Origin of the sequence: Pseudomonas sp. PvP009 (genome assembly GCF_017832995.1) — a bacterium.
Lineage (GTDB): Bacteria > Pseudomonadota > Gammaproteobacteria > Pseudomonadales > Pseudomonadaceae > Aquipseudomonas > Aquipseudomonas syringae.
Genome location: NZ_JAFIBG010000001.1, coordinates 3,535,409 through 3,558,580, shown reverse-complemented (window position 1 = coordinate 3,558,580; position 23,172 = coordinate 3,535,409). Strand labels below are relative to the sequence as shown.

Sequence of the window (23,172 nt, the reverse complement as noted above, 5' to 3'; positions counted from 1 at the left end):
GCTGCGGTTATGTTGAGCGCATAATCCAACAAGGAAAACGCCCATGCACAAAGTCCTGGTTCCTTTCGACGGCTCCGAGCACGCCATGCGTGCCCTGGGCTATGTCATCGAGTTGTCTGGCGAGCTCACCAAGTCGCTCGAGGTACATATCCTGAATGTGCAGGCCAGCCCCATCGATTACAGCCTTTATCTGGCTCCCGACATGATTGATGGCGTCAAGGCCGGCCTGACCAATGAAGGCAAGCGGGTGCTGGCTGATGCGGTTGCGTTGTTGACTGCTGCTGGTGTGCCGTTTCTGGCCCACGTCGATCTGGGTAATGTGGCCGAACAGGTCGAGGCCGCAGTTCAGCGACTCGACTGCGACGCCGTGGTCATGGGCACCCGCGGGCTCGGCAACTTTGGTGGCCTGCTGCTGGGCTCCGTGGCCACGCGGGTGATCCATGAAGCATCGGTGCCGGTGACGCTGATCAAATAATCACTGCTGCGCCAGCGTGCGCGGCTGGCGCAGCAGTTCGATATTTTCCGCAGGCACCAGCTCGCGCAGCGATTTATACAGCGCGCGGGTCTCCAGCAGGTTCCAGATGCGCAGCATGGTTTCCAGGGCATCCAGCGGCTTGCTGATGAAATCCCGCGCGCCCAGCGCCAGGGCGCGCAGGCGGGTATCGCGTGTCGCGTCGGCGGTCAGGACCATGATCGGCAGGTAGTCATTGGCCGGTATGCGCCGGTTGAGCTGCTCCAGCACCGCGAAGCCATCGAATTCGGGCATGTGCAGATCGAGCACAACTAGGTCGGGCTCGAAGCTGTTGAACAGGTCCAGCGTACGTAACGGCTCGGTGCTGCTCAGGACATTGGTCAGCCCCTCGCGGGCAAGCAGTTGCTCCATCAGATCAAGGTTGGGCCGTTGGTCATCGATGATCAGAATGCGAAAGTCGCCGGTCATGTGGGCTCCGGTAAATACTGGTCCAGGAGGGCAAGGAACACTGGCACCTGGATGGGTTTGATCACAATGGCCGTGGCGCCGGCCTGTTTCAGTTCGCGATGGGCTTTATCACTGGTGTCGGCAGTGATCATCAGCACGGGCGTGTGGGCGGTGGCCGGCAAGTGGCGCAGACGTTGCAGCACCTCAAGCCCTTTGATGTCCGGGAGGTTGAGGTCGAGAAGAATCAGCTGTGGCGCATGCTGGCGCGCCAGGTCCAGCCCCAGTTGGCCCTGCATGCTCGACAGCAACTGGATACCGGGTCTACGTTGCAGCAGCGTTTCAATCAAGGCCATGCTCGACAGGTTGTCTTCGATGCACAGCAGCTTGCCATGATAGACCGGGCGGGCAGGTGAGCGTGCATCAGGCTTTATCTCAAGGGAAGTTTCAGCTTGACGGGGCAGTTTAGCGGCAGGCGGCTGCACCCGCACAAACGGCAGCGCCAGTATGAACCGGCAGCCTTCGTCCGGCGTGTTCTGTACGGAAAGCGTGCCGTGCATCATCTCCAGCATGCTTTTGCTCAGCGCCAGTCCCAGCCCGGTCCCTTCGACACTCGGGTTGGCGTCCAGGCGTTCGAACGGTTTGAACAGCTGCCCGATACGCTCTGGCGCAATCCCGTAGCCAGTGTCCACTACGCTGACCGTCACCTGCTCGGCGGTCTGCTCGATTTCAATCCGCACCTGGCCGGCGGGCCGGTTGTATTTGATGGCGTTGGACAGCAGGTTCAGCAACACCTGAATCAAGCGCTGGCGGTCAGCCACCACGCCGATCTCGTCAGGCAGGTTCGGCAAGGGCTTCAATTCGATGTTGGCGTCGGCAGCCATCGGCGAGACCAGCACCAGCGCTTCTTCAAGCACGCTCGACAGGGATACGGGCTCGAGGATCAGGGAAACATGCCCGGCTTCGATTCTGGCGATGTCGAGCACTTCATTGATCAGCTTCAGCAGATGCTGGCCCGCCCGCAGAATATGACCGATTTGCGGGCGCTGGCTGGCGGGGGAGTCCATGTCCAGCAACTGGGCAAAGCCCAGAATCGAGTTCAGCGGCGTGCGCAGTTCATGGCTCATGCGCGACAGGAATTCACTTTTGGCCCGGCTGGCGCGTTCGGCTTCCTCGCGCGCAGTGCCCAAGGCAATTTCGGCAACGCGACGATCACTGATGTCACGGGTGATCTTGGAGAAACCGCGCAGCTCGTCATTGCTGTCGTATTGCGCGGTGATCACCACACTGGCCCAGAAACGGCTGCCATCCTTGCGTTGGCGCCAGCCTTCTTCGGTATACCGGCCATTGACGGTGGCCTCATGCAGCGCCATGTCGGGGTGTTGCGGACACTCCTGTTGCAGATAGAACACAGAAAAGTGCTGGCCGATGATCTCCTGCTCCGTGTACCCCTTGATACGTTCGGCCCCTGCGTTCCAGGTGGTGATGTAGCCGTTGCGGTCCAGCGCGAAGATGCCGTAGTCCTTGACGCCTTCGATGATCAGCCGCAAGCGCTCTTCGTTGTCGCGCAGAGCGCGTTCGCGTTCGGCGAGCAACTGACCGGCTTCGACCAGCCGGGTACCGAGCTGGCCGATTTCATCCTTTTCAGGCGGCTGGGGCAGCAGCGGATGCCCGAGCGCCAGACGCTGCGCGTTGCGTTGCACCTGATGCACCCTGGCGACGATGCCCTTGGACAGCATCAGCACCGCAAGGATGGCACCGAAGATTCCGCAGGCCGCTGCCAGCAGGGTCGACAGCAGCAGGCGCTCGCGGGTGGCTGCGGCAGCCTCGGTGCGTTCGGCGAGCAGCGCGTCTTCACGCTCGCGCATGATGCCGATGCGTTCGCGCAACTGGTCGAGCACGTACTTGTTTTCGATCAGGATGCGGGCGACGGTTTCCTGATCTTGCCTATTCATAGAGCGCAGTTTTCCCAGGCCTTCGACCTTGGTGTTGATCAGCGGCTCGATGGCTTTCAGGTGTTCGCGCATCTGCCCGTCACGCACATTGGTGTTGAGCCGCGTCAGCGCCGCCTCGATCAGCGGTTGCGCGTTGAGGTAGCCAGGCAGGAAGTCTTCCCTGTGAGTCAGCAGGTAGCCACGTACGCTGGCCGCGCCTTCTGCGATCTGGGTGTGGAGGGTCTGGATGTCGCCTTGCACGAGCAGCACACGCCGTACATCTTCCTCCGCCCGAGCGGTCTGGCGCTCGGCGATATAAATCAGCACCAGCGAGAACATGAGAATCGTCAGTGGCAGCGAAATGGCCACCAGCGCCTTGCCGCGTAGCGGAAGGTCTTCCCAGCGACTGCTGGCGTGTGCCGTCATTGCCAGTCGCTCGTCGATTGACTCACCAGCCCCAGTGCCACACCGCGTACGGCAGCCTGCGTGCGGTCCGAGGCGCCGAGTTTGCCGATGACCTTTTCCACGTGGGCCTTGGCTGTGCCGGTTGTGATGCCAAGCTTTTCGCCTATTTCCCGATTGCTGAAGCCGCCCGCTACCAGGCCGAGTACCTGGCGCTCACGCGGGGTGAGGGTTTCCGGCAGGGCTGCGCCACTGGTGTTGCGTTCGGTCATGCGCCGCAGCAGGCGCGCGCTGACGGCGCTGTTCAGTGCCTCTTCACCACGCGCCACCCTTTGCAGGCCGTCGATCACTTCGTCGCGGCTGGCATCCTTGAGCAGGTAGCCCACGGCACCGGCACTGATCGCGGCTTCCAGGTGATCGGTGCTGTCATCCATGGTGAAAATCACCACTTTCAGCCCCGGCATGCGCTGTTGGAGAATCCGCGCAGCGCCCAGCCCGTTGAGTATCGGCATACGAATGTCGAGGATGGCGATGTCCGGTTGCAGTTCCAGGCACAGATCGATGGCTTGCTGGCCGTCGGCTGCCTGACCGACCACTTCGAATTCCGGATGCCCCGCCAGAAGCGAGACGAACCCGGTACGCGTCACTTCATGATCGTCCGCTAAAACCAGTCGCACAGTGTCTGTCATGTCATTGCCTTGTCTGCGGTAAAAGGAACGATGGCGCGCAGTCGGGTGCCGTGCCCGGGCCGACTGACGCAGGTCAGACGGCCGCCGAGGAGGCTGGCGCGCTCCTGCATGGCCACCAGGCCCAGTTTCTGGACGCCTTTGCCATTAAACGGTTTTTGGGTGATGAAGCCACTGCCGTTGTCTTCCAGCAGCAGTGAAATGTGCTCTTCACTCAGTTCCAAGGCCAATTCTACGCGGCCTGCACTGGCGTGTTTGAGCACATTGTTGATGCCTTCCTGGGCAATACGGAACAGGGCGATTTCCAGATGGCTGGGCAGGCGGGTCAGGGAGCGCGAGCGCCAATGCACCGCGACTCCCGCTTCGCGCAACCGGTCGGCTTCCTTGTCGACCGCCTGCAGCAGACCGAAATCGTCGAGCACGCTAGGACGCAGACCGCTGATCAGTTGTCGACCTTCACCCACGCAGTGCTGCGCCAGTTTGAGAATGGCTTGCAGATCGGCGTCCAGTGGCGCAGGCAGCGCCGGACAGCGACCGGCAAAACCCTGCAATCGCTGGTGCAGACCGGCCAGGGTCTGAGCCAGACCATCATGCAGGTCGTAGGCCATGCGTTTGCGCTCGTCTTCCTGAGCGGTGAACAACTGGCGGACCAGTTCGGACATGGTCTGCTCTCTGACCACCAGCGCGTCGAGCAGCCGATTGTTTTCCAGGTGCGCCGCCAGCAACGTCGCCAGCAATTGCAGCGACTCGATGTCTTCGTTGTCCGGCGCATTGATGCCCACGCTGTTGGCCAGCAGCAGGGTGCCAAAAGACCCTTCGTCGGCGCCGCGCAACGGTAACAGCAGCATGCACGGCAGGGCAGTATCGGGCCGCTCCAGCCACTGCGGGCCGATGGCCAATGGGTCGGCAGCGGTTTCAAGCGTGGCGAGGCGTTCTGCACTGCCATGGCTGGCGGTGGTCTGCACACCGTTGTCGGCACTCCATTCCAGCAGCAGGCCATGGTCCATGGCTACGAATGCGCACGCGCGTTGCAGCACGCACTGGCGCATGGCCTGAGGTGGCAGATGGGTCAGCTCCTGACCGGTATCCACCAGCAGGCGAAGACGTGCGGCGCGGCTTTGCGACTGGCGATACTGGTTACGGATGGCCAGTGCGCTTGCCGGATCATGGGGAGGACTTTGCATGGGGTGCTCCAGCGAGGGTTGATGCCCGCGCGGGCATAAACAGAAGTCAGGCTATTAGAACTGTATCAGGAGGTGACGCCTATCTGCCGATCGGCATACACAGTTAACCCCGGTTGGCCGATGGCGAGCCGTGGCGGGGAGGGCAAAGTGGCACTCACTGAATCCCTGAACAGATCCCCGTAGGAGAGTAGCGATGAAAACGAAATTGACCGCCCTGGCCCTGTTGCTGGCTGTAAGTGCACCGATGGTTCAAGCTGCTGCCGAGCCGTCCGGCTACACCTACCGCATGGTGGCCGAGACGCCAAACAATGTGAACGACAAGGAAATCGCCGGTCTGTTTGATCGCTGGAACAAAGCCCTGCAGACCGGAAACTCCACTACCGTCGCATCGTTGTACGCGTCGGACGCTGTCCTGCAGCCTACGGTCTCCAACAAGGTGCGTGCCACTCCGGCAGAGATCAAAGATTACTTCGATAAGTTCCTGGCGCTCAAGCCGGTTGGCGAGATCAACTACCGGGAGATTCGTCGCCTGGGGCCTGATGCCGCTGCGGACAACGGTGTTTACACCTTCACCCTGACGGCGCCGGACGGCAAAAAGACCAAGGTGCAGGCACGTTATTCGTTTCTCTACCACCGCGTCGGCAACGAGTGGAAGATTCTCAACCACCACTCCTCGGCGATGCCGGAAGTGCAGCCCGAGTATCAGGTCAGCCGCTGATCTGTCGCCCGCCAGGCTGAAAACAAAAATCCGGAGCCAATGCTCCGGATTTTTTTGCCTGCCTGAACCGCTCGCAATCAGGCTTCAGCCTGGGCGCCATTGACCTTGCGGCAATGAATCAGCGCATCGCGGATCATGAAGTTGACCAGCGTTGGCGACACACCCAGTTCCTTGGCGATGTCTTTTTGCGGCACGCCGTGCAGGCGGTACATCTCGAACGCATAGCGGGTGCGGGGCGGCAGCTCGGTCAGGGCGTCGGCAATTTTCTCCAGGCTGGAGAAATTGATATGCGAGATTTCTGGCGAGGCACCCTGAATCACCACGTTCAGCCCCTCGGCCTCCGGGCCGGTGTATTTCTGTTCCAGCGCCTGTTTGCGGTAATGATCGATGGCCAGGTTGCGCACGATCTGAAACAGGTAACTGAGCTGTGCCTTGAAGGTCAGCGTGGCCTGAGGTGCCGAGCGCAGTCTGAAAAAGGCATCCTGCACGACGTCTTCGGCGCGTGAGCGGCAGCCCACGATGCGGGCCGCAATCTTGACCAGCAGCAAGTAGTTATCGACGAATGCCTGGAGTAAGGGTGAGTCGCACTTACTTGTGATTACGTGTTCCGTCATGGAATTCACCTTGCTGCTTTAACAATGGAGGGGAGGGCCGCATGGAGGGGGCAGCACCGTCACATGGGGCGACAAATTAGCCTTAATGATAATTATTGTCAAATGCGAAAGCCAATCAGCGCACTTTAAAAGGACGCTTTCGTCGTGCCTGTCCCCGCCGCGTGCATCCGCCTAATTATTTGCAGACGCCATCCGTTCTCATTGGTGACATGCCCGACCACGGTTGCGGCCAGGGAATACCTCAGGAGAACCCCATGCGTTTCGATCACGCGCATCGCCGCTTTTACACCCGCGCCCACAGCCGGACGGTTTCGATATGAGCACGCCGGTGAGCCTGACGCTGTTCTGTCTGCCTTATTCCGGGGCCAGCGCGATGTTCTACAGCCCCTGGCGGCGCAAATTGCCGGAGTGGCTGAACGTGCGCCCGCTGGAGCTTCCCGGCCGTGGCATGCGCATGGACGAGCCCTTGCAGACCGACATCGTGCAGCTGGCCAGTCATCTGGCCGACGAGATCAGTGCCGACCTGGACAAGCCCTATGCGCTGTTTGGCCACAGTCTGGGCGGGCTGCTGGCCTTTGAGCTGGCGCACGTCTTGCGCGAGCGCGGCCTGCCTGCGCCGCTGGCGCTGTTCGCATCGGCGACTGCCGGCCCGGTGCGCCGCGATGTCAGCGAATACGCCACTGCGAAGACTGATGCGCAACTGCTCGACCGATTGCGCACATTAAAAGGCACCAGCGAAAACGTCATCACCAACCAGGAGCTCATGCAGTTGATGCTGCCGATCCTGCGCGCCGATTTTCTGCTCTGCGGCAGCTTTGTGTATGGCAAGCGCGAGCCGCTCAGCGTGCCGATCCATGTATTTGGCGGCAAGCAGGACAGCATCAGCGTCGAGCAGCTGCTCGACTGGCAGGAAGAGACCTGCACCGGCTTCTCTCTGGACATGTTCGAGGGCCATCACTTTTATCTGGTCGACGAGCAAACGCAGCTGCTCCGTCTGCTGCGACGCTATTGCGAACAGCACCTGACACGCTGGCGCAACAGCGCGTCACGGCACATGAACCGGGCCGCCGGTTGACCCTGTTTGCTCCGCGCGCGACCTCCTTGCAGGGCGCGCGTCTTTTTTGAAATTCAGATTTTATCTGGCACGCCGAATCTAGCAGGAACCCCATCATGGATGCGTTTGAACTCCCCGACACTCTGGCTCAGGCTCTTCAGCGTCGCGCCTTGCACACGCCGGATCGGCTGGCGCTGCGTTTTCTCACCGATGAGAAAGACCAGGGCCTGGTGTTGACCTACCGTGATCTGGACCTGCGCGCGCGGACCATCGCTGCTGCGCTGCAATGTCAGGCTGTGCCGGGGGATCGGGCGATTCTGCTGTTCCATAGCGGGCCCGACTATGTTGCGGCGTTCTTCGGCTGCCTGTATGCCGGGGTCATTGCCGTGCCGGCTTATCCGCCGGAATCCAATCGTCGCCATCACCAGGAGCGACTGCTGTCGATCATCGCCTATGCCGAGCCGCGTCTGCTGCTGACCGGCTCCGATTTGCAGCCCGCCTTGCTGCAGATGGACGAGCTGGCCGCTGCCGATGCGCCGCCACTGCTCTGTGTCGATACGCTGCCTGCTGCCCCGGCACAAGACTGGCAGGGCCCACAACTGCAGGCCGACGACATTGCGTTCCTGCAATACACCTCTGGCTCGACCGCACTACCGAAGGGCGTGCAGGTCACGCATGGCAATCTGGTCGCCAACGAGTCATTGATCCGCCACGGCTTCGGCATCGACGTCAATCCGGACGACGTGATTGTCAGCTGGCTGCCGCTCTACCACGACATGGGCCTGATCGGCGGCTTGTTGCAGCCGATTTTCAGCGGTGTCCCGTGCATCCTGATGGCCCCCGCTCACTTCCTCGCCCGGCCGTTGCGCTGGCTGGAAGCCATCAGTGAATACGGCGGCACCATCAGCGGCGGGCCTGACTTCGCCTACCAGCTGTGCAGCGCACGGGTCAGCGATTCGGCGCTGGAGCGTCTGGACCTGAGTCGCTGGCGCGTGGCGTATTCGGGCTCCGAGCCGATTCGCGAAGACAGCCTGAGAGCATTTGCCGAAAAATTCGCCAGTTGCGGCTTCACGCCTGACAGCTTCATGGCGTCCTACGGTCTGGCCGAAGCGACGTTGTATGTGGCCGGGGGCAAGCGCGGCAAGGGTATCCCATCGCTGCGCCTGGATGCGCAGGCGCTGGCGCGCAATGTCGTAGAACCGGGCGACGGTATGCCGGTCATGAGCTGCGGCACGGGCCAGCCAGGGCATGGCGTGCTGATCGCCGACCCGGTCAGCCTGCAGGTGCTCGGCGAGAATCAGGTTGGCGAAGTCTGGGCCAGCGGGCCGAGCATCGCCCATGGTTACTGGCGCAACCCGGAAGCCACCGCCAAGGCGTTCGTGCAGCACGCCGGGCAGACCTGGCTGCGTACCGGCGACCTGGGTTTTCAGCGTCACGGCGAGCTGTACATCACTGGCCGCCTGAAGGACATGCTGATTGTTCGTGGCCACAACCTGTACCCACAGGACATCGAAAAGCTCATCGAGCGTGACGTAGATGTCGTGCGCAAAGGCCGGGTGGCGGCGTTTGCCGTCACTCAGGACGGTAGCGAAGGCATCGGCATTGCTGCTGAAATCAGTCGCAGCGTGCAGAAAATCCTCACGCCGGACGCGTTGATCAAGGTTATCCGGCAGACCGTGGCCGAGGCGTTTCAGGAAGCGCCGAGTGTCGTGGTGCTGCTCAATCCGGGCGCGCTGCCCAAGACCTCCAGCGGCAAATTGCAGCGCTCGGCCTGCCGTACGCGTCTGGCCGACGGCAGCCTGGACAGCTACGCGGTGTTTCCCGTGAGCAATGCCACTCTTTCAGGCTGTGCCCCAAGCAGTGGCTCGGACCTGCAAGCGCAGATCGCCACAGTCTGGTGCGAACAGTTGCAGTGTGAACAGGTCAACGCCGACGACCATTTCTTCCTGCTGGGCGGCAATTCGATTATCGCGACCCAGGTCGTGGCCCGCCTGCGCGAAACGCTGGGGATTGACCTGAGCCTGCGACTGCTCTTTGAAGCGCCGACGCTGGCGGTCTTCGCGGCACAGGTCGAAACGCTGCAGACCGCCGCATCGCAAGGCGACAGCCAGACGCAGAGCGCCATCGTGCGATTGCCCGGCAATGAGCATCTGCCACAGTCCATGGCCCAGAACCGTCTGTGGTTCCTCTGGCAGCTCGACCCGCACAGCAGCGCCTACAACATTCCCGGCGGGCTCCATCTGCGCGGTGAACTGGACAGCACTGCGTTGCGCACCAGCTTCCAGCGCCTTATCGAGCGCCATGAATCGCTGCGCACGCGCTTCTACGAACAGGACGGCGTGGCCCTGCAACGTATCGATGCGCCGAGTGAATTTCACCTGGAGACCCTCGATATCAGCGATCTGCCCAGCGACGAGCGTCAGGCACGGGCCGTGGCAATTCGCGAACAGCAGGCGCGCTTGCCGTTCGATCTGCAACACGGCCCGTTGCTGCGCGTCACGTTGCTCCAACTGGACGAAGAAGAGCATCAATTGCTGGTCACGCTGCACCATATCATTGCCGATGGCTGGTCGCTGAATGTGCTGATCGACGAGTTCTCGCGCCTCTATGCCTCGGCTGTTCAGGGCCAGACGCTGGAGCTGGCACCGTTGCCGCTGCGTTACGCCGATTACGGCCAATGGCAGCGCGAATGGCTGGCGAACGGCGAGGCCGAGCGCCAGCTGGCTTACTGGCAGCAGCAACTGGGTGATGAACAGCCAGTTCTGACGTTGAGCACCGACCATCCGCGTTCGGCCCGCCAGCAGCACAGCGCTTCGCGCTACAGCCTGCGCTTGACTGCCGAACTGAGCACCGCCGTGCGCAACACCGCGCAAGCCTGGCAATCGACGTCGTTCATGTTCCTGCTGGCAGGGTTCCAGACCCTGTTGCATCGTTACAGCGGGCAAGCCGACATTCGCATCGGTGTGCCCGGCGCCAATCGGCCACGCCATGAAACCCAGGGCCTGATCGGCTTCTTCATCAACACCCTGGTGCTGCGCGCAGAGCTGGACCCGCGTCTGCCATTCTCGACCCTGCTGGCCCAGACCCGGCAGGCGGCGCTTGAGGCCCAGGCCCATCAGGACGTGCCGTTCGAGCAACTGGTCGAAGTGTTTCCGCAGGCGCGCGAGCACGGTCTGTTTCAAGTCATGTTCAACCACCAGCAACGCGACCTCGGCGCTCTGCGTCGTTTGCCGGGGCTGCTGGCCGAAGAGCTGCCGTGGCACAGCCGCGAGGCCAAGTTCGATCTGCAACTGCACAGTGAGGAGCACCGCAACGGTCGCCTGACGCTGTCCTTCGATTACGCCGACGAACTGTTCGAGCACGACACTATCGTGGCCATGGCTCAGCACTATGTGCGCCTGCTGACGCAGGTCAGCCAGCAGGCCCAGCTCGCGCTGGGTGACGTGCAACTGCTCAGCGCCGAGGAGCAGGAGCAACAGGCGCAATGGAGCGCCGCGCCTTGCGCACCGGCCACGTTGTGGTTGCCGGAACGGCTGGACCGCCAGGCGCGACAGACACCGGAACGTATCGCACTGGTGTGGGAGGGCGGCAGCCTAGACTTCGCCAGCCTACACGCTCAGGCCAACCGCCTGGCGCATTACCTGCGCGACAAGGGCGTTGGTCCGGACATCAAGGTGGCGATCGCCGCCGAGCGTTCGCCGCAGCTGTTGATCGGGCTGCTGGCGATCCTCAAGGCAGGCGGGGCTTACGTGCCGCTGGACCCGGACTATCCGATGGATCGACTCGCCTACATGCTGCAAGACAGCGGGGTCGAACTGCTGTTGACCCAGAGCCATCTGCTGGGCGACCTGCCGAGCGCCGAAGGCGTGTGCACCGTCGCGATGGACACGCTGCACCTGGACAACTGGCCGGTCAGTGCGCCGCGTCTGAACCTGCACGGCGACAACCTGGCGTACGTGATTTACACCTCCGGCTCGACCGGTCAGCCCAAAGGCGTCGGCAACACTCACGCGGCCCTGGCCGAGCGCCTGCAATGGATGCAGGACACCTACGCACTGGATGAAAGCGACGTGCTGATGCAGAAGGCACCGATCAGTTTCGACGTCTCGGTGTGGGAGTGCTTCTGGCCGCTGGTCACCGGCTGCCGCTTGTTGCTGGCAGGCCCTGGCGAACACCGCGATCCGCAGCGCATCGCGCAGCTGATCAACGCGTATTCTGTGACCACGCTGCACTTCGTGCCGCCGCTGCTGCAACTGTTCATCGATGAGCCGCTGGCGCAGCAGTGCAGCAGCCTGCGTCGGCTGTTTTCCGGCGGCGAAGCGTTGCCCGGCGAGCTGCGCAACCGGGTGCTCGATCAACTGCCCGGCGTACAGCTGCACAACCGCTATGGCCCGACTGAAACCGCGATCAACGTCACCCACTGGCAGTGCCGGATCAGCGACGGCCTGCGCTCGCCGATCGGCCGGCCATTGGGCAATGTGCTGTGCCGGGTGCTGGACAGCGAACTCAATCCGCTGCCACGCGGGGTGGCCGGGGAGCTGTGCATCGGCGGCATCGGTCTGGCGCGTGGCTATCTGAGGCGTCCCGGGCTTAGCGCCGAGCGCTTTGTCGCCGATCCGCTGGGGCAAGCGGGTGAGCGCCTGTATCGCACCGGGGACCTGGTGCGCTGGGCCGCCGATGGCGTGCTGGAATACCTTGGCCGTCTGGATCAGCAGGTCAAACTGCGCGGTTTCCGCGTCGAACCACAAGAGATCGAAGCGCGTTTGCTGGCCCATCCAGGCGTAGGCCAGGCAGCCGTCCTGCTGCGCGAAACCGTTGCCGGGCCGCAACTGATCGGTTACTACACCGCCGAAGCGGGGCAGAACGTCGAGGCCGAGCGGATCAAGTCGGCACTGGCCCTGGAACTGCCGGATTACATGGTCCCGGCGCAGCTGGTGCGCCTCGACAGCATGCCCCTGAGCCCGAGCGGCAAGCTGGATCGTCGCGCCTTGCCCGAGCCGCAATGGCAGACCCGCGAGCACGTCGAGCCGCAGACGGATCTGCAAAAACAGATCGCCGCTGTCTGGCGACAGGTGCTGGGCGTGCCGCGTGTCGGCCTGCGCGATGATTTCTTCGAACTGGGCGGGCATTCGTTGCTGGCCACGCAAATCATTTCCCGCGTGCGTCAGGCGTGCGACATCGACCTGCCGTTACGGACGCTGTTCGAAGCCAGCGAACTGGGCGCGTTTGCCGAACAGGTTGAGGCCATTCAGCAGTCCGGCGCACGCAGCAGCCTGCAACCGATTGCCCGTGTCGACCGCAGCCAGCCGGTACCGTTGTCCTACTCCCAGCAGCGCATGTGGTTCCTCTGGCAGATGGAACCGGACAGCCCGGCCTACAACGTCGGCGGCATGGCGCGCCTGAAAGGCGTGCTGAACATCGAGTGTTTCGAGGCAGCGCTGCAAGCTTTGATCCTGCGCCACGAAACCCTGCGCACCACGTTCCCGAGCGTCAACGGCGTAGCGTGCCAGCAGGTCAGCGAGCAGTCCGGCCTGCGCGTGCAGTGGCAGGATTATTCTGCGTTGCCCGCCGAGGCTCGTCAGCAAAGCATTCAGGCACTGGCCGACAGCGAGGCGCACCAGCCCTTCGATCTGGAAACCGGACCGTTGCTGCGCGCGTGTCTGGTCAGGTCAAGCGACCTTGAGCATTACTTTGTCCTGACCCTGCACCACATCGTCACCGAAGGCTGGGCGATGGACATTTTCGCCCGCGAACTGGGGCAGCTTTACGAAGCCTTCCTCGAAGGACGACCATCGCCGCTGGAACCGCTGGCGGTGCACTATCTGGATTACAGCGTCTGGCAGCGGCAGTGGATGGAAGCCGGCGAACGCCAGCGCCAGCTCGATTACTGGACCGCGCAATTGGGCAGCGAGCATCCATTGCTGGAGCTGCCTGCGGACCGGCCGCGGCCGCCGGTGCAAAGCCATCAGGGCGAACTGTATCGCTTTGACCTGAACGCCGACCTGGCCGTGAAAGTTCGTGCATTCAATGCGCGCAACGGCCTGACCCTGTTCATGACCATGACCGCCACCCTGGCGGTATTGCTCTACCGCTACAGCGGCCAGAACGACTTGCGCATCGGCGCGCCGGTGGCCAACCGCATTCGTCCGGAAAGCGAAGGGCTGATCGGCGCGTTCCTCAATACCCAGGTGTTGCGCGTGCAGCTTGACGGGCAGATGAGCGTCGCCCAGCTGTTCGAACAGGTTCGCCACACGGTGATCGAAGGCCAGTCGCATCAGGACCTGCCGTTCGATCATCTGGTCGAAGCCCTGCAACCGCCACGCAGCGCAGCCTACAACCCGCTGTTTCAGGTGATGTGCAACGTGCAGCGCTGGGAATTCCAGCAAAGTCGCGAGCTGGCGGGCATGACCGTCGAGTACCTGGTCAACGATGCGCGAGCCACCAAGTTCGACCTCAATCTGGAAGTCACCGAACTGGACCACCGTCTAGGTTGCTGCCTGACCTACAGCACCGATCTGTTCGACGAACCGCGCATCGCGCAGATGGCCGAACACTGGCTGAACCTGTTGCAGGCGCTGCTCGCTGATCCACAACAGCGTTTGAGTGAATTGCCGCTGCTGCAGGACACAGAGCGTCAGCAACTGCTCGACAGCCTCGGTGTCGAAGCGGGTGAACAACGGCTCGACCAATGCATTCACAGCCTGTTTGCCGAACAGGCACAACGGCGTGCAGACGCGCCGGCGCTGACGTTCGCCGGGCAAACCCTCTGCTACGCCGAGCTCGACGCCAAGGCCAACCAACTGGCCTGGATGCTTCGCGAACGCGGCGTCGGCCCGCAGGTTCGCGTTGGTCTGGCGCTGCCGCGTTCGCTGGACATGGTCGTCGGCCTGCTGGCGATCCTCAAGGCCGGTGGTGCCTACGTGCCGCTTGACCCGGAATACCCGCTGGAACGCCTGCACTACATGATCGAAGACAGCGGCGTCGGGCTGCTGCTGAGCGATCGTGCCCTGTTTACCGCGTTGGGCGAGTTGCCTGCCGGTGTTGCCCGCTGGTGCCTGGAAGACGATCAGCCGCTGCTGGAGTCTTTTTCGTCCGATGAACTGCCGTTTATCAGCCTGCCGCAGCATCAGGCGTACCTGATTTACACCTCCGGTTCGACCGGTAAACCCAAGGGCGTGGTGGTGTCCCATGGTGAAATTGCCATGCATTGCCAGGCAGTAATCCGACGCTTCGACATGCGCCCTGACGACTGTGAGCTGCATTTCTACTCGATCAATTTCGATGCCGCTACCGAGCGTCTGCTGGTGCCCTTGCTCAGCGGTGCGCGTGTGGTGCTGCGTGCTCAGGGGCAGTGGGACGCCGAAGAAATCTGCACGCTGATTCGTCAGCAGCAGGTCAATATTCTCGGCTTCACGCCCAGTTACGGCAGCCAGTTGGCGCAGTGGCTGGCGACCCAGGGCCAGACCCTGCCGGTGCGCATGTGCATCACCGGCGGCGAAGCGCTGACCGGCGAACACCTGCAACGCATCCGTGCGGTGTTCCAGCCCGAGCTGTTATTCAATGCCTACGGCCCGACCGAAACCGTGGTCATGCCGCTGGCCAGCCTGGCCCCGCAGCAACTGGAGGACGGTGAAGCCAGCGTGCCGATCGGGCGCGTGGTCGGTGCACGGGTGGCGTACATTCTCGACTCCGATCTGGCCCTGGTGCCCCAAGGCGCGAGCGGCGAGCTGTACATCGGCGGAGCGGGCCTGGCGCAGGGCTATCACCAGCGCCCCGGCATGACTGCCGAACGCTTCGTGGCCGATCCATTCGCCAGCAACGGCGGGCGTCTGTACCGTACCGGCGATCTGGTGCGCCAGCGCGCCGACGGTTTGGTGGAATACCTGGGGCGTATCGACCATCAGGTGAAGATTCGCGGCTTCCGCATCGAACTGGGGGAGATCGAGACCCGTCTGCTGGAGCACGCAGCAATCCGCGAAGCCATCGTGCTGGCGCTGGACACGCCGTCAGGCAAGCAACTGGCAGGCTATCTGGTCAGCGATGTGGCCGGGGAGGGCGACGAGCAGCAGGCGCAATTGCGTGAATCGCTCAAGTCGCACCTCAAGACGCAACTGCCGGACTACATGGTGCCGACCCACCTGATTCTGCTCGACAGCATGCCACTGACCGCCAACGGCAAACTCGACCGCCGTGCCTTGCCTGCACCAGACCCGGAGCTCAATCGTCAACACTACGTAGCGCCCGCCAGTGAGCTGGAGCAACAGTTGGCGGCAATCTGGTGTGCGGTGCTGAACGTGGAAAAAGTCGGCCTCAACGATAACTTCTTCGAGCTGGGCGGCGACTCGATCCTGTCGATTCAGGTGGTCAGCCGGGCGCGTCAACTGGGTATTCATTTCAGCCCGCGTGATTTGTTCCAGCACCAGACCGTGCAGACCCTGGCCGCCGTGGCGACCACTCGCGAGCTGATTCAGGCCGAGCAGGGCCAGCTTGACGGTGCTTGCGGCCTGACGCCGATTCAACACTGGTTCTTCGACACGCCGATCCCCGAGCGTCAGCACTGGAATCAGTCGGTGCTGCTGGAGCCGCTCAGCGCGCTGGACCCGAACGTCCTTGAGCAGTCGTTGCGTGCGCTACTCGAACAACACGATGCCCTGCGCCTGAGTTTCACCGAGCATGAGGGCACGTGGCAGGCAGAACACCGCGCAGTGTCCGCCGACACCACCCTGTTGATTCAGGCGCAGGTCAGCGACATGGCCGAATGCGCAGCCTTGTACGCTGACACCCAGCGCAGTCTCGACCTGCAAGACGGTCCGCTGCTGCGCGCCTTGCTGGTCGACGGTCCGCAGGGCCAGCAACGGTTGCTGATGGTCATTCATCACCTGGTGGTCGATGGCGTGTCATGGCGCGTGCTGCTCGACGATCTGCAAAACGCCTATCGTCAACTGCGCGACGCGGCGCCGGTGCGCTTTGCGGCGAAGACCAGCGCCTTCCGCGACTGGGCCGCACGCTTGCAGGCTTATGCGGGCAACGAGTCGTTACGTGAAGAACTGCACCTGTGGCAGCGCCAGCTGGGCGGTCCTGCGACGAGTCTGCCGTGCCATAACCCGCAGGGCGGTCGGCAGAATCGTCATGCGCAGACGGTCAGCGTGCGCCTGGATGCCGAACGTACCCGGCAACTGCTGCAACAGGCGCCGAGTGCCTACCGAACCCAGGTCAACGACCTGCTGCTGACCGCGCTGGCACAGGTGGTCTGCCGCTGGAGCGGGCAGCCGTCGACCCTGATCCAGCTTGAAGGTCACGGCCGTGAAAACCTGTTCGATGACATCGACCTGACCCGAACGGTGGGCTGGTTCACCAGCGCCTATCCGCTGCGCCTGACGCCCGCGCCGGCTGTCGACGCGGCACCGGGCGATTCGATCAAGGCGGTCAAGGAGCAACTGCGCCAGGTGCCGCACAAGGGGCTGGGCTATGGCGTGCTGCGCTACCTGGCCGACAGTGCCAGCAAGGCTGCCATGCAGGCATTGCCGGTGGCGCCGATCACCTTCAACTACCTCGGCCAGTTCGATCAGAGCTTCGCTGACGACGCGCTGTTCCGTCCGCTGCAAGAGTCGCCAGGCGCGGCCCACGATCCACAGGCGCCGCTGCCCAACGAACTGAGCATCGACAGTCAGGTGTACGGGGGTGAACTGCTGCTGCGCTGGACCTTCAGCGCCGAGCGCTATGAACCCGCTGCCATCGAAGCGCTGGCGCAAGATTACCTCAAGCAGTTGCAGGCGCTGATCGCCCATTGCCTGGCCGATGGCAGCGGCGGCCTGACGCCGTCGGACTTCCCGCTGGCTGCTCTGGATCAGGCGCAACTGGACGCGCTGCCGGTTCCGCCAAGCCACATCGAAGACGTCTACCCACTGACCCCGATGCAAGAGGGCATGCTGCTGCACACTTTGCTGGAGCCGGGAACCGGACTGTATTACATGCAGGACCGCTACCGCATCGACAGCGCCCTGGACCCGCAGCGTTTCGCCCAGGCCTGGCAAGCGGTCATCGCCCGTCACGAAGCGTTGCGTGCCTCGTTCTGCTGGAACATCGGCGAAACCATGCTGCAGGTCATTCACAAGCCGGGCAGCACGCCAATTGATTACCTGGACTGGCGTGAGGTGCCGGCGGAGCAGCAGGAGCCGCGCTTGCAGGTTCTGCTCAAGTCCGAGCGCGAGGCCGGTTTCGAACTGCTCGATCAACCGCCGTTCCACCTGCGTCTGATCCGCGTCGACGAGGCGCGCTACTGGTTCATGATGAGCAACCACCACATCCTGATCGATGCCTGGTGCCGCTCGCTGCTGATGAACGACTTCTTCGACATCTACACCGCGCTGGGCGAAGGCTGCGATGCGCAACTGGCCCCCGCACCGCGCTATCGCGACTACATCGGCTGGCTGCAACGCCGAGGCCTGACGCAGGCGCGTGACTGGTGGCGAGACAACCTGCGCGGCTTCGAGCGGCCCACGTCGATCCCCAGCGACCGGCCGTTCCTGCGTGAACATGCCGGCGACAGCGGTGGCATGGTGGTGGGCGACTGCTACACCCGTCTCGATGAACGCGACGGTGCGCAACTGCGCGAACTGGCGCAGCAGCATCAACTGACCGTCAATACCTTCGCCCAGGCGGCCTGGGCGCTGACCCTGCGGCGCATGAGCGGTGATCGCGACGTGGTGTTCGGCGTGACTGTGGCCGGGCGGCCGGTGGAACTGCCGCAGATGCAGCGCACGGTCGGGCTGTTCATCAACACCATCGCCTTGCGTGTCGGCATGCCGGCTGACGATCAACGTTGCAGCGTTCGCCAGTGGCTCAGCCAGTTGCTGGACAGCAACATGCAACTGCGCGAGTACGAGTACTTGCCGCTGGTGACCATTCAGGAAAACAGCGAGCTGCCCAAGGGCCAGCCGCTGTTCGACAGCCTGTTCGTGTTCGAGAACGCGCCGGTCGAGGTCTCGGTGCTGGACCGTGCGCAAAGCCTGAATGCCACCTCGGATTCCGGTCGCACCCATACCAACTACCCGCTGACCGCAGTCTGCTATCCGGGCGATGACCTGGGCCTGCACCTGTCCTACGACCAGCGCTATTTCGACGAATCCACCGTGCAGAGCATGCTCAGTGAGTTCAAGCGCCTGCTGCTGGCGCTGGTCGAAGGCTTTCATGGCGACATGGCCGAATTGGCGCTGGTCAGTGAGCAGGAGCGCGCTTTCCTGATCGACGGCTGCAATCAGAGCGACCATGCTTACCCGCTGGATAAAAGCTATGTCGAACTGTTCGAAGCGCAGGTCGCGGCGCATCCGGAGCGCATTGCGGTCAGTTGCCTGGAACGCCAGCTCAGCTATGCCGCGCTGAATATCGCCAGCAACCGTCTGGGCCATGCCTTGATCGGGGCCGGTGTCGGTTTCGATCAGCCGGTTGCCGTGCTCGCCGAGCGTGGCCTTGAACTGCTGGGCATGATCATCGGTAGCTTCAAGGCCGGTGCCGGTTACCTGCCGCTGGACCCGACGCTGCCGAACGCCCGGCTGAGCGGCATCATCGACCAGAGCGCCACGCCGCTGCTGGTGTGCAGTGCTGAGTGCCTGGAACAGGGCAGGGCGTTACTTGATGCGCTGCCTGAGTCGAGCCGACCGCAGTTGCGGGTCTGGGAAAACGTGCAGCAGAGCGATTCCGCGCAGCACAACCCTGGTCGCTACAGCGCGCCGGACAACCTCGCTTATGTGATCTTCACCTCAGGCTCCACCGGGCTGCCAAAGGGTGTGATGGTCGAGCAGCGCGGCATGCTCAATAACCAGTTGAGCAAGGTGCCTTACCTGAGCCTGAGCGACCGCGATGTGATCGCCCAGACCGCCTCGCAGAGTTTCGACATTTCGGTCTGGCAGTTCCTCGCCGCGCCGCTGTTTGGCGCTCGGGTGGACATCGTGCCGAACGACATCGCCCGCGACCCGCAGGCCCTTTTGGCGCATGTTCAGGCGCAGCGCATCAGCGTGCTGGAAAGCGTGCCGTCGCTGATCACCGGCCTGCTCGCCGAACCGCAGGCAGCGCTCGACAGCCTGCGCTGGATGCTGCCGACCGGTGAAGCCATGCCGCCGGAACTGGCCAGCCAGTGGCTGCAACGTTACCCGCAGATCGGCCTGGTGAATGCCTATGGTCCGGCCGAGTGTTCCGACGATGTGGCGTTCTTCCGGGTCGATGTGCAGTCCACTCGCAGCGCTTATCTGCCGATCGGTTCGCCGACCGACAACAATCGTCTGTACCTGCTCGACGATGCGCTGGACCTCGTGCCGCTGGGTGCCGTCGGTGAGCTGTGCGTAGCCGGGGCCGGTGTCGGTCGCGGCTATGTCGCTGATCCGCTGCGCACCGTGCCGGTGTTCGTGCCGCATCCGTTCGGTGCGCCGGGCGAACGTCTGTACCGCACCGGTGACCTGGCGCGGCGGCGCAAGGACGGCGTGCTGGAGTACGTCGGTCGGGTCGATCATCAGGTGAAGATTCGTGGCTATCGCATCGAGCTGGGTGAAATCGAAACCCGTCTGCTGGAGCATCCGGCCATCCGTGAGTCAGTGGTGCTGGACGTCGACGGCCCATTGGGCAAGGTGCTGGCGGCCTATCTGGTGCCGCGTTCCGCGACGCAGGATCACGAGGCTCTGCGTGACGAGGTGAAAAGCCACCTCAAGTCCGGCCTGCCGGACTACATGGTGCCGACGCATCTGGTGTTGCTGGAGGCCATGCCGCTGACCCCGAACGGCAAGCTGGACCGCAAGGCCCTGCCGGCGCCCGACGTCAGCCTGGCGCAGCAGGACTATCTGGCGCCACAGACCGAAATGGAGCAGCAGCTGGCGACGATCTGGGCCGATGTGCTCAAGGTCGAGCGCGTGGGCATTACCGACAACTTCTTCGAGCTGGGCGGGCACTCGCTGCTCGCGACCCAGGTGGTGACCCGTGCGCAGAAGCGCTTGCAGCGTAACGTGCCGTTGCGGGCAATGTTCGAGTTCAACACCGTTCAGGCGTTGGCGCAGCACCTGGAAAGCCTTGGCGGAGCACAGGTCGACGAGCAGAAATTCGACCGTCTGGCGGACTTGATGGCGGAACTGGAAGGGCTCTGATCAGCCTCTCGTCGGGGCGCCGGGGCTGCGGATAAAAAACTCGTTGGCAGGTGTAAATCCGCAGCCCGCTGGCGCGTTTTCAAAGCAACGAACACATACCTGAAGCGGCATGCGCCAACGCCCATGCTTCAGGTCATTCAAGCAGCGTATTGAGGGTTGCACAGATGTCAGTCGCTACCAGGTTTATCGATGATCAGCCGACTCAGGTTGCCCCGGCTGCGGCTGAGACGCTCTACCAGTTCGACGAATCGCCACTGCTGGCCCGACAGAGTCGCCAGGAGTCCAATGCTCGCAGCTACCCGCGGCGCATACCGCTGGCGCTCAAACGCGCCAAGGGTATTCACATCGAGGACGTCGAAGGGCGACGCTTCATCGATTGCCTGGCAGGCGCGGGCACCCTGGCGCTCGGGCATAACCATCCAGTGATTATCGAAGCGATCCAGCAGGTGATCGCCGACGAGTTGCCGCTGCACACCCTGGACCTCACCACGCCGGTCAAAGATCAGTTCGTTCAGGACCTGTTCGGCCTGCTGCCCCCAGCGCTGGCCGATGACGCGAAGATTCAGTTCTGCGGCCCGACCGGGACCGATGCGGTGGAAGCCGCGTTGAAGCTGGTGCGTACCGCTACCGGACGCAGCACGGTGTTGTCATTTCAGGGCGGTTATCACGGTATGAGCCAGGGCGCATTGAGCCTGATGGGCAGCCTGGGGCCTAAAAAGCCGCTGGGTGCGCTGCTCGGCACAGGCGTGCAGTTTCTGCCTTACCCCTACGATTACCGCTGCCCGTTCGGGCTTGGCGGCGAACCGGGCGTGCGCGCCAACCTGCACTATCTGGAAAACCTGCTCAACGATCCGGAAGCCGGCGTGCAATTGCCCGCAGCGGTCATCCTTGAAGTGGTGCAGGGCGAGGGCGGAGTCATCCCTGCTGATCTGGACTGGCTGCGCGGCGTGCGAAGCATCACCGAAAAGGCCGGCGTGGCGCTGATCGTCGATGAAATCCAGAGCGGTTTCGCCCGCACCGGCAAAATGTTTGCCTTCGAGCACGCCGGGATCATCCCGGACGTGGTGGTCATGTCCAAAGCCATCGGCGGCAGTCTGCCACTGGCGGTGGTGGTCTATCGTTCATGGCTGGATACCTGGCTGCCAGGCGCTCACGCCGGGACTTTTCGCGGCAATCAGATGGCCATGGCTACCGGTTCTGCCGTCATGCGCTATCTTCAGGAGCACTCCATTTGCGAACATGCGATAGCCATGGGTGCGCGTCTGTCCGGGCATCTGCGTGCCTTGCAGCGTGACTTCCCGCAACTGGGCGATATTCGCGGGCGCGGCCTGATGCTCGGTGTCGAGCTGGTCGACCCATCCGGTGCGCGTGATGCACAGGGTCATCCGCCGCTATTTGCGCGTCTGGCCCCACTGATCCAGCGTGAATGCCTCAAGCGCGGGCTGATTCTGGAACTGGGCGGTCGACATGCCAGCGTGGTACGTTTTCTGCCACCGCTGATCATCACCGCCGAGCAGATCGACGAAGTGGCAGAGATCTTCGGCCGTGCGCTGAACGCCGCTGTCGCCCAGGTTTAATTTTTCGACGTAGTGATACGTTCAATCCCTATAGCTGCCATGAATTGGCACGGCAGCCCTGAACACACATGGAGAGCAGCAATGACTTCAGTATTCGATCGGGAAGACATCGTCTTTCAAGTTGTAGTCAACCACGAAGAACAGTATTCCATCTGGCCCGACTACAAGGCGATCCCCAACGGCTGGCGCACCGTGGGCAAAAGCGGCTTCAAGAAAGAATGCCTGGCCTACATCGAAGAAGTCTGGACCGACATGCGCCCCCTGAGCCTGCGCCAGAAAATGGAAGCGCAGACGGTCTGATTGACGGTCTGGACGGATACTTCGATTATCGTGCGACGCAGAGCGTCGAGACCTGCATTCCCACGCTGGAGCGTGCGGAACGATAATCTCAACTATCGTGCTGAAGCTCTGCGTCGGTCTGCGCGGACAACTCATTATCGTGCGACGCTCCGCGTCGTCATGCCGTTCTGGACGCTCCGCGTCCTCTTGCGACGCAGAGCGTCGTGAACTGCATTCCCACGCTGGAGCGTGCGGAACGATAGTCTCAACTCCGTGCTGAAGCACTGCGTCGGTCTGCGCGGACAACTCATTATCGTGCGACGCTCTGCGTCGCATGCCTTTCCGGACGCTCCGCGTCCTCTTGCGACGCAGAGCGTCGAGAACTGCATTCCCACGCTGGAGCGTGCGGAACGATAATCTCAACTATCGTGCTGAAGCACTGCGTCGGTCTGCGCGGACAACTCATTATCGTGCGACGCAGAGCGTCGAGACCTGCATTCCCACGCTGGAGCGTGCCGAACGATAGTCTCAACTCCGTGCTGAAGCTCTGCGTCGGTCTGCGCGGACAACTCATTATCGTGCGACGCTCCGCGTCGCATGCCTTTCCGGACGCTCCGCGTCCTCTCTACGACGTAAAGCGTCGCGACCTGCATTCCCACGCTGGAGCGTGCCGAACGA

General features: G+C 62.8%; 11 protein-coding genes. 6 read left to right on the top strand and 5 right to left on the bottom strand.

Going from position 1 to position 23,172, the window contains the following annotated elements; all coding sequences use genetic code 11:
* Positions 1-43 precede the first annotated feature (43 nt).
* The gene (locus tag JOE29_RS15020) at positions 44-475 is read left to right on the top strand and encodes a universal stress protein (protein WP_044311627.1); all 432 of its coding nucleotides are present in this window, start codon (positions 44-46) and stop codon (positions 473-475) included.
* Here JOE29_RS15020 and JOE29_RS15015 read toward each other — a convergent pair whose 3' ends face one another.
* From JOE29_RS15015 to JOE29_RS15000, 4 genes are read right to left on the bottom strand one after another with little or no spacing between them, the layout of a single operon-like run.
* Positions 476-940 (bottom strand): response regulator, encoded by a 465-nt coding sequence (locus JOE29_RS15015; protein ID WP_003406975.1) that lies wholly within the window; start codon positions 938-940, stop codon positions 476-478.
* Positions 937-3,276 carry an ATP-binding protein gene (locus JOE29_RS15010; RefSeq protein WP_004418354.1) on the bottom strand — a complete coding sequence of 780 codons (2,340 nt, stop codon included), beginning with the start codon at positions 3,274-3,276 and terminating at the stop codon, positions 937-939. The genes JOE29_RS15015 and JOE29_RS15010 overlap by 4 nt, the downstream gene beginning before the upstream one ends.
* A complete protein-coding gene (locus tag JOE29_RS15005; protein WP_024665224.1) occupies positions 3,273-3,941 on the bottom strand; it encodes a response regulator transcription factor in 669 nt (222 codons plus the stop codon). Before JOE29_RS15005 ends, JOE29_RS15010 begins: the two co-directional genes overlap by 4 nt.
* On the bottom strand, positions 3,938-5,122 hold the full coding sequence (locus tag JOE29_RS15000; RefSeq protein ID WP_058445430.1) for a sensor histidine kinase: 1,185 nt from the start codon (positions 5,120-5,122) through the stop codon (positions 3,938-3,940). Before JOE29_RS15000 ends, JOE29_RS15005 begins: the two co-directional genes overlap by 4 nt.
* A gap of 193 nt (positions 5,123-5,315) precedes the next feature.
* On the opposite strand from JOE29_RS15000, the gene JOE29_RS14995 reads away from it, so the two are divergent.
* Positions 5,316-5,840 (top strand): SgcJ/EcaC family oxidoreductase, encoded by a 525-nt coding sequence (locus JOE29_RS14995; protein WP_003304408.1) that lies wholly within the window; start codon positions 5,316-5,318, stop codon positions 5,838-5,840.
* 77 nt (positions 5,841-5,917) lie between these two features.
* Here JOE29_RS14995 and JOE29_RS14990 read toward each other — a convergent pair whose 3' ends face one another.
* Positions 5,918-6,454 (bottom strand): RNA polymerase factor sigma-70, encoded by a 537-nt coding sequence (locus JOE29_RS14990; RefSeq protein ID WP_003319375.1) that lies wholly within the window; start codon positions 6,452-6,454, stop codon positions 5,918-5,920.
* Positions 6,455-6,770: 316 nt separating this feature from the next.
* On the opposite strand from JOE29_RS14990, the gene JOE29_RS14985 reads away from it, so the two are divergent.
* The 4 genes from JOE29_RS14985 to JOE29_RS14970 all read left to right on the top strand — a co-directional run bounded on the left by JOE29_RS14985 (position 6,771) and on the right by JOE29_RS14970 (position 22,515).
* Complete coding sequence (locus tag JOE29_RS14985; protein WP_004404766.1) at positions 6,771-7,529, top strand: alpha/beta fold hydrolase; 759 nt, start codon at positions 6,771-6,773, stop codon at positions 7,527-7,529.
* 95 nt (positions 7,530-7,624) lie between these two features.
* Complete coding sequence (locus JOE29_RS14980; protein WP_245226705.1) at positions 7,625-20,638, top strand: non-ribosomal peptide synthetase; 13,014 nt, start codon at positions 7,625-7,627, stop codon at positions 20,636-20,638.
* A 164-nt stretch (positions 20,639-20,802) separates the two neighbouring features.
* On the top strand, positions 20,803-22,215 hold the full coding sequence (locus JOE29_RS14975) for an aspartate aminotransferase family protein (RefSeq protein ID WP_074996974.1): 1,413 nt from the start codon (positions 20,803-20,805) through the stop codon (positions 22,213-22,215).
* A gap of 81 nt (positions 22,216-22,296) precedes the next feature.
* The gene (locus tag JOE29_RS14970; RefSeq protein ID WP_210079662.1) at positions 22,297-22,515 is read left to right on the top strand and encodes an MbtH family protein; all 219 of its coding nucleotides are present in this window, start codon (positions 22,297-22,299) and stop codon (positions 22,513-22,515) included.
* The last annotated feature ends 657 nt before the right edge of the window (positions 22,516-23,172 follow it).

Coding starts and splice junctions, on each gene's coding strand:
- JOE29_RS15020 (WP_044311627.1), top strand. CDS start 44: ATGCACAAAGTCCTGGTTCCTTTCGACGGCTCCGAGCACGCCATGCGT.
- JOE29_RS15015 (WP_003406975.1), bottom strand. CDS start 940: ATGACCGGCGACTTTCGCATTCTGATCATCGATGACCAACGGCCCAAC.
- JOE29_RS15010 (WP_004418354.1), bottom strand. CDS start 3,276: ATGACGGCACACGCCAGCAGTCGCTGGGAAGACCTTCCGCTACGCGGC.
- JOE29_RS15005 (WP_024665224.1), bottom strand. CDS start 3,941: ATGACAGACACTGTGCGACTGGTTTTAGCGGACGATCATGAAGTGACG.
- JOE29_RS15000 (WP_058445430.1), bottom strand. CDS start 5,122: ATGCAAAGTCCTCCCCATGATCCGGCAAGCGCACTGGCCATCCGTAAC.
- JOE29_RS14995 (WP_003304408.1), top strand. CDS start 5,316: ATGAAAACGAAATTGACCGCCCTGGCCCTGTTGCTGGCTGTAAGTGCA.
- JOE29_RS14990 (WP_003319375.1), bottom strand. CDS start 6,454: ATGACGGAACACGTAATCACAAGTAAGTGCGACTCACCCTTACTCCAG.
- JOE29_RS14985 (WP_004404766.1), top strand. CDS start 6,771: ATGAGCACGCCGGTGAGCCTGACGCTGTTCTGTCTGCCTTATTCCGGG.
- JOE29_RS14980 (WP_245226705.1), top strand. CDS start 7,625: ATGGATGCGTTTGAACTCCCCGACACTCTGGCTCAGGCTCTTCAGCGT.
- JOE29_RS14975 (WP_074996974.1), top strand. CDS start 20,803: ATGTCAGTCGCTACCAGGTTTATCGATGATCAGCCGACTCAGGTTGCC.
- JOE29_RS14970 (WP_210079662.1), top strand. CDS start 22,297: ATGACTTCAGTATTCGATCGGGAAGACATCGTCTTTCAAGTTGTAGTC.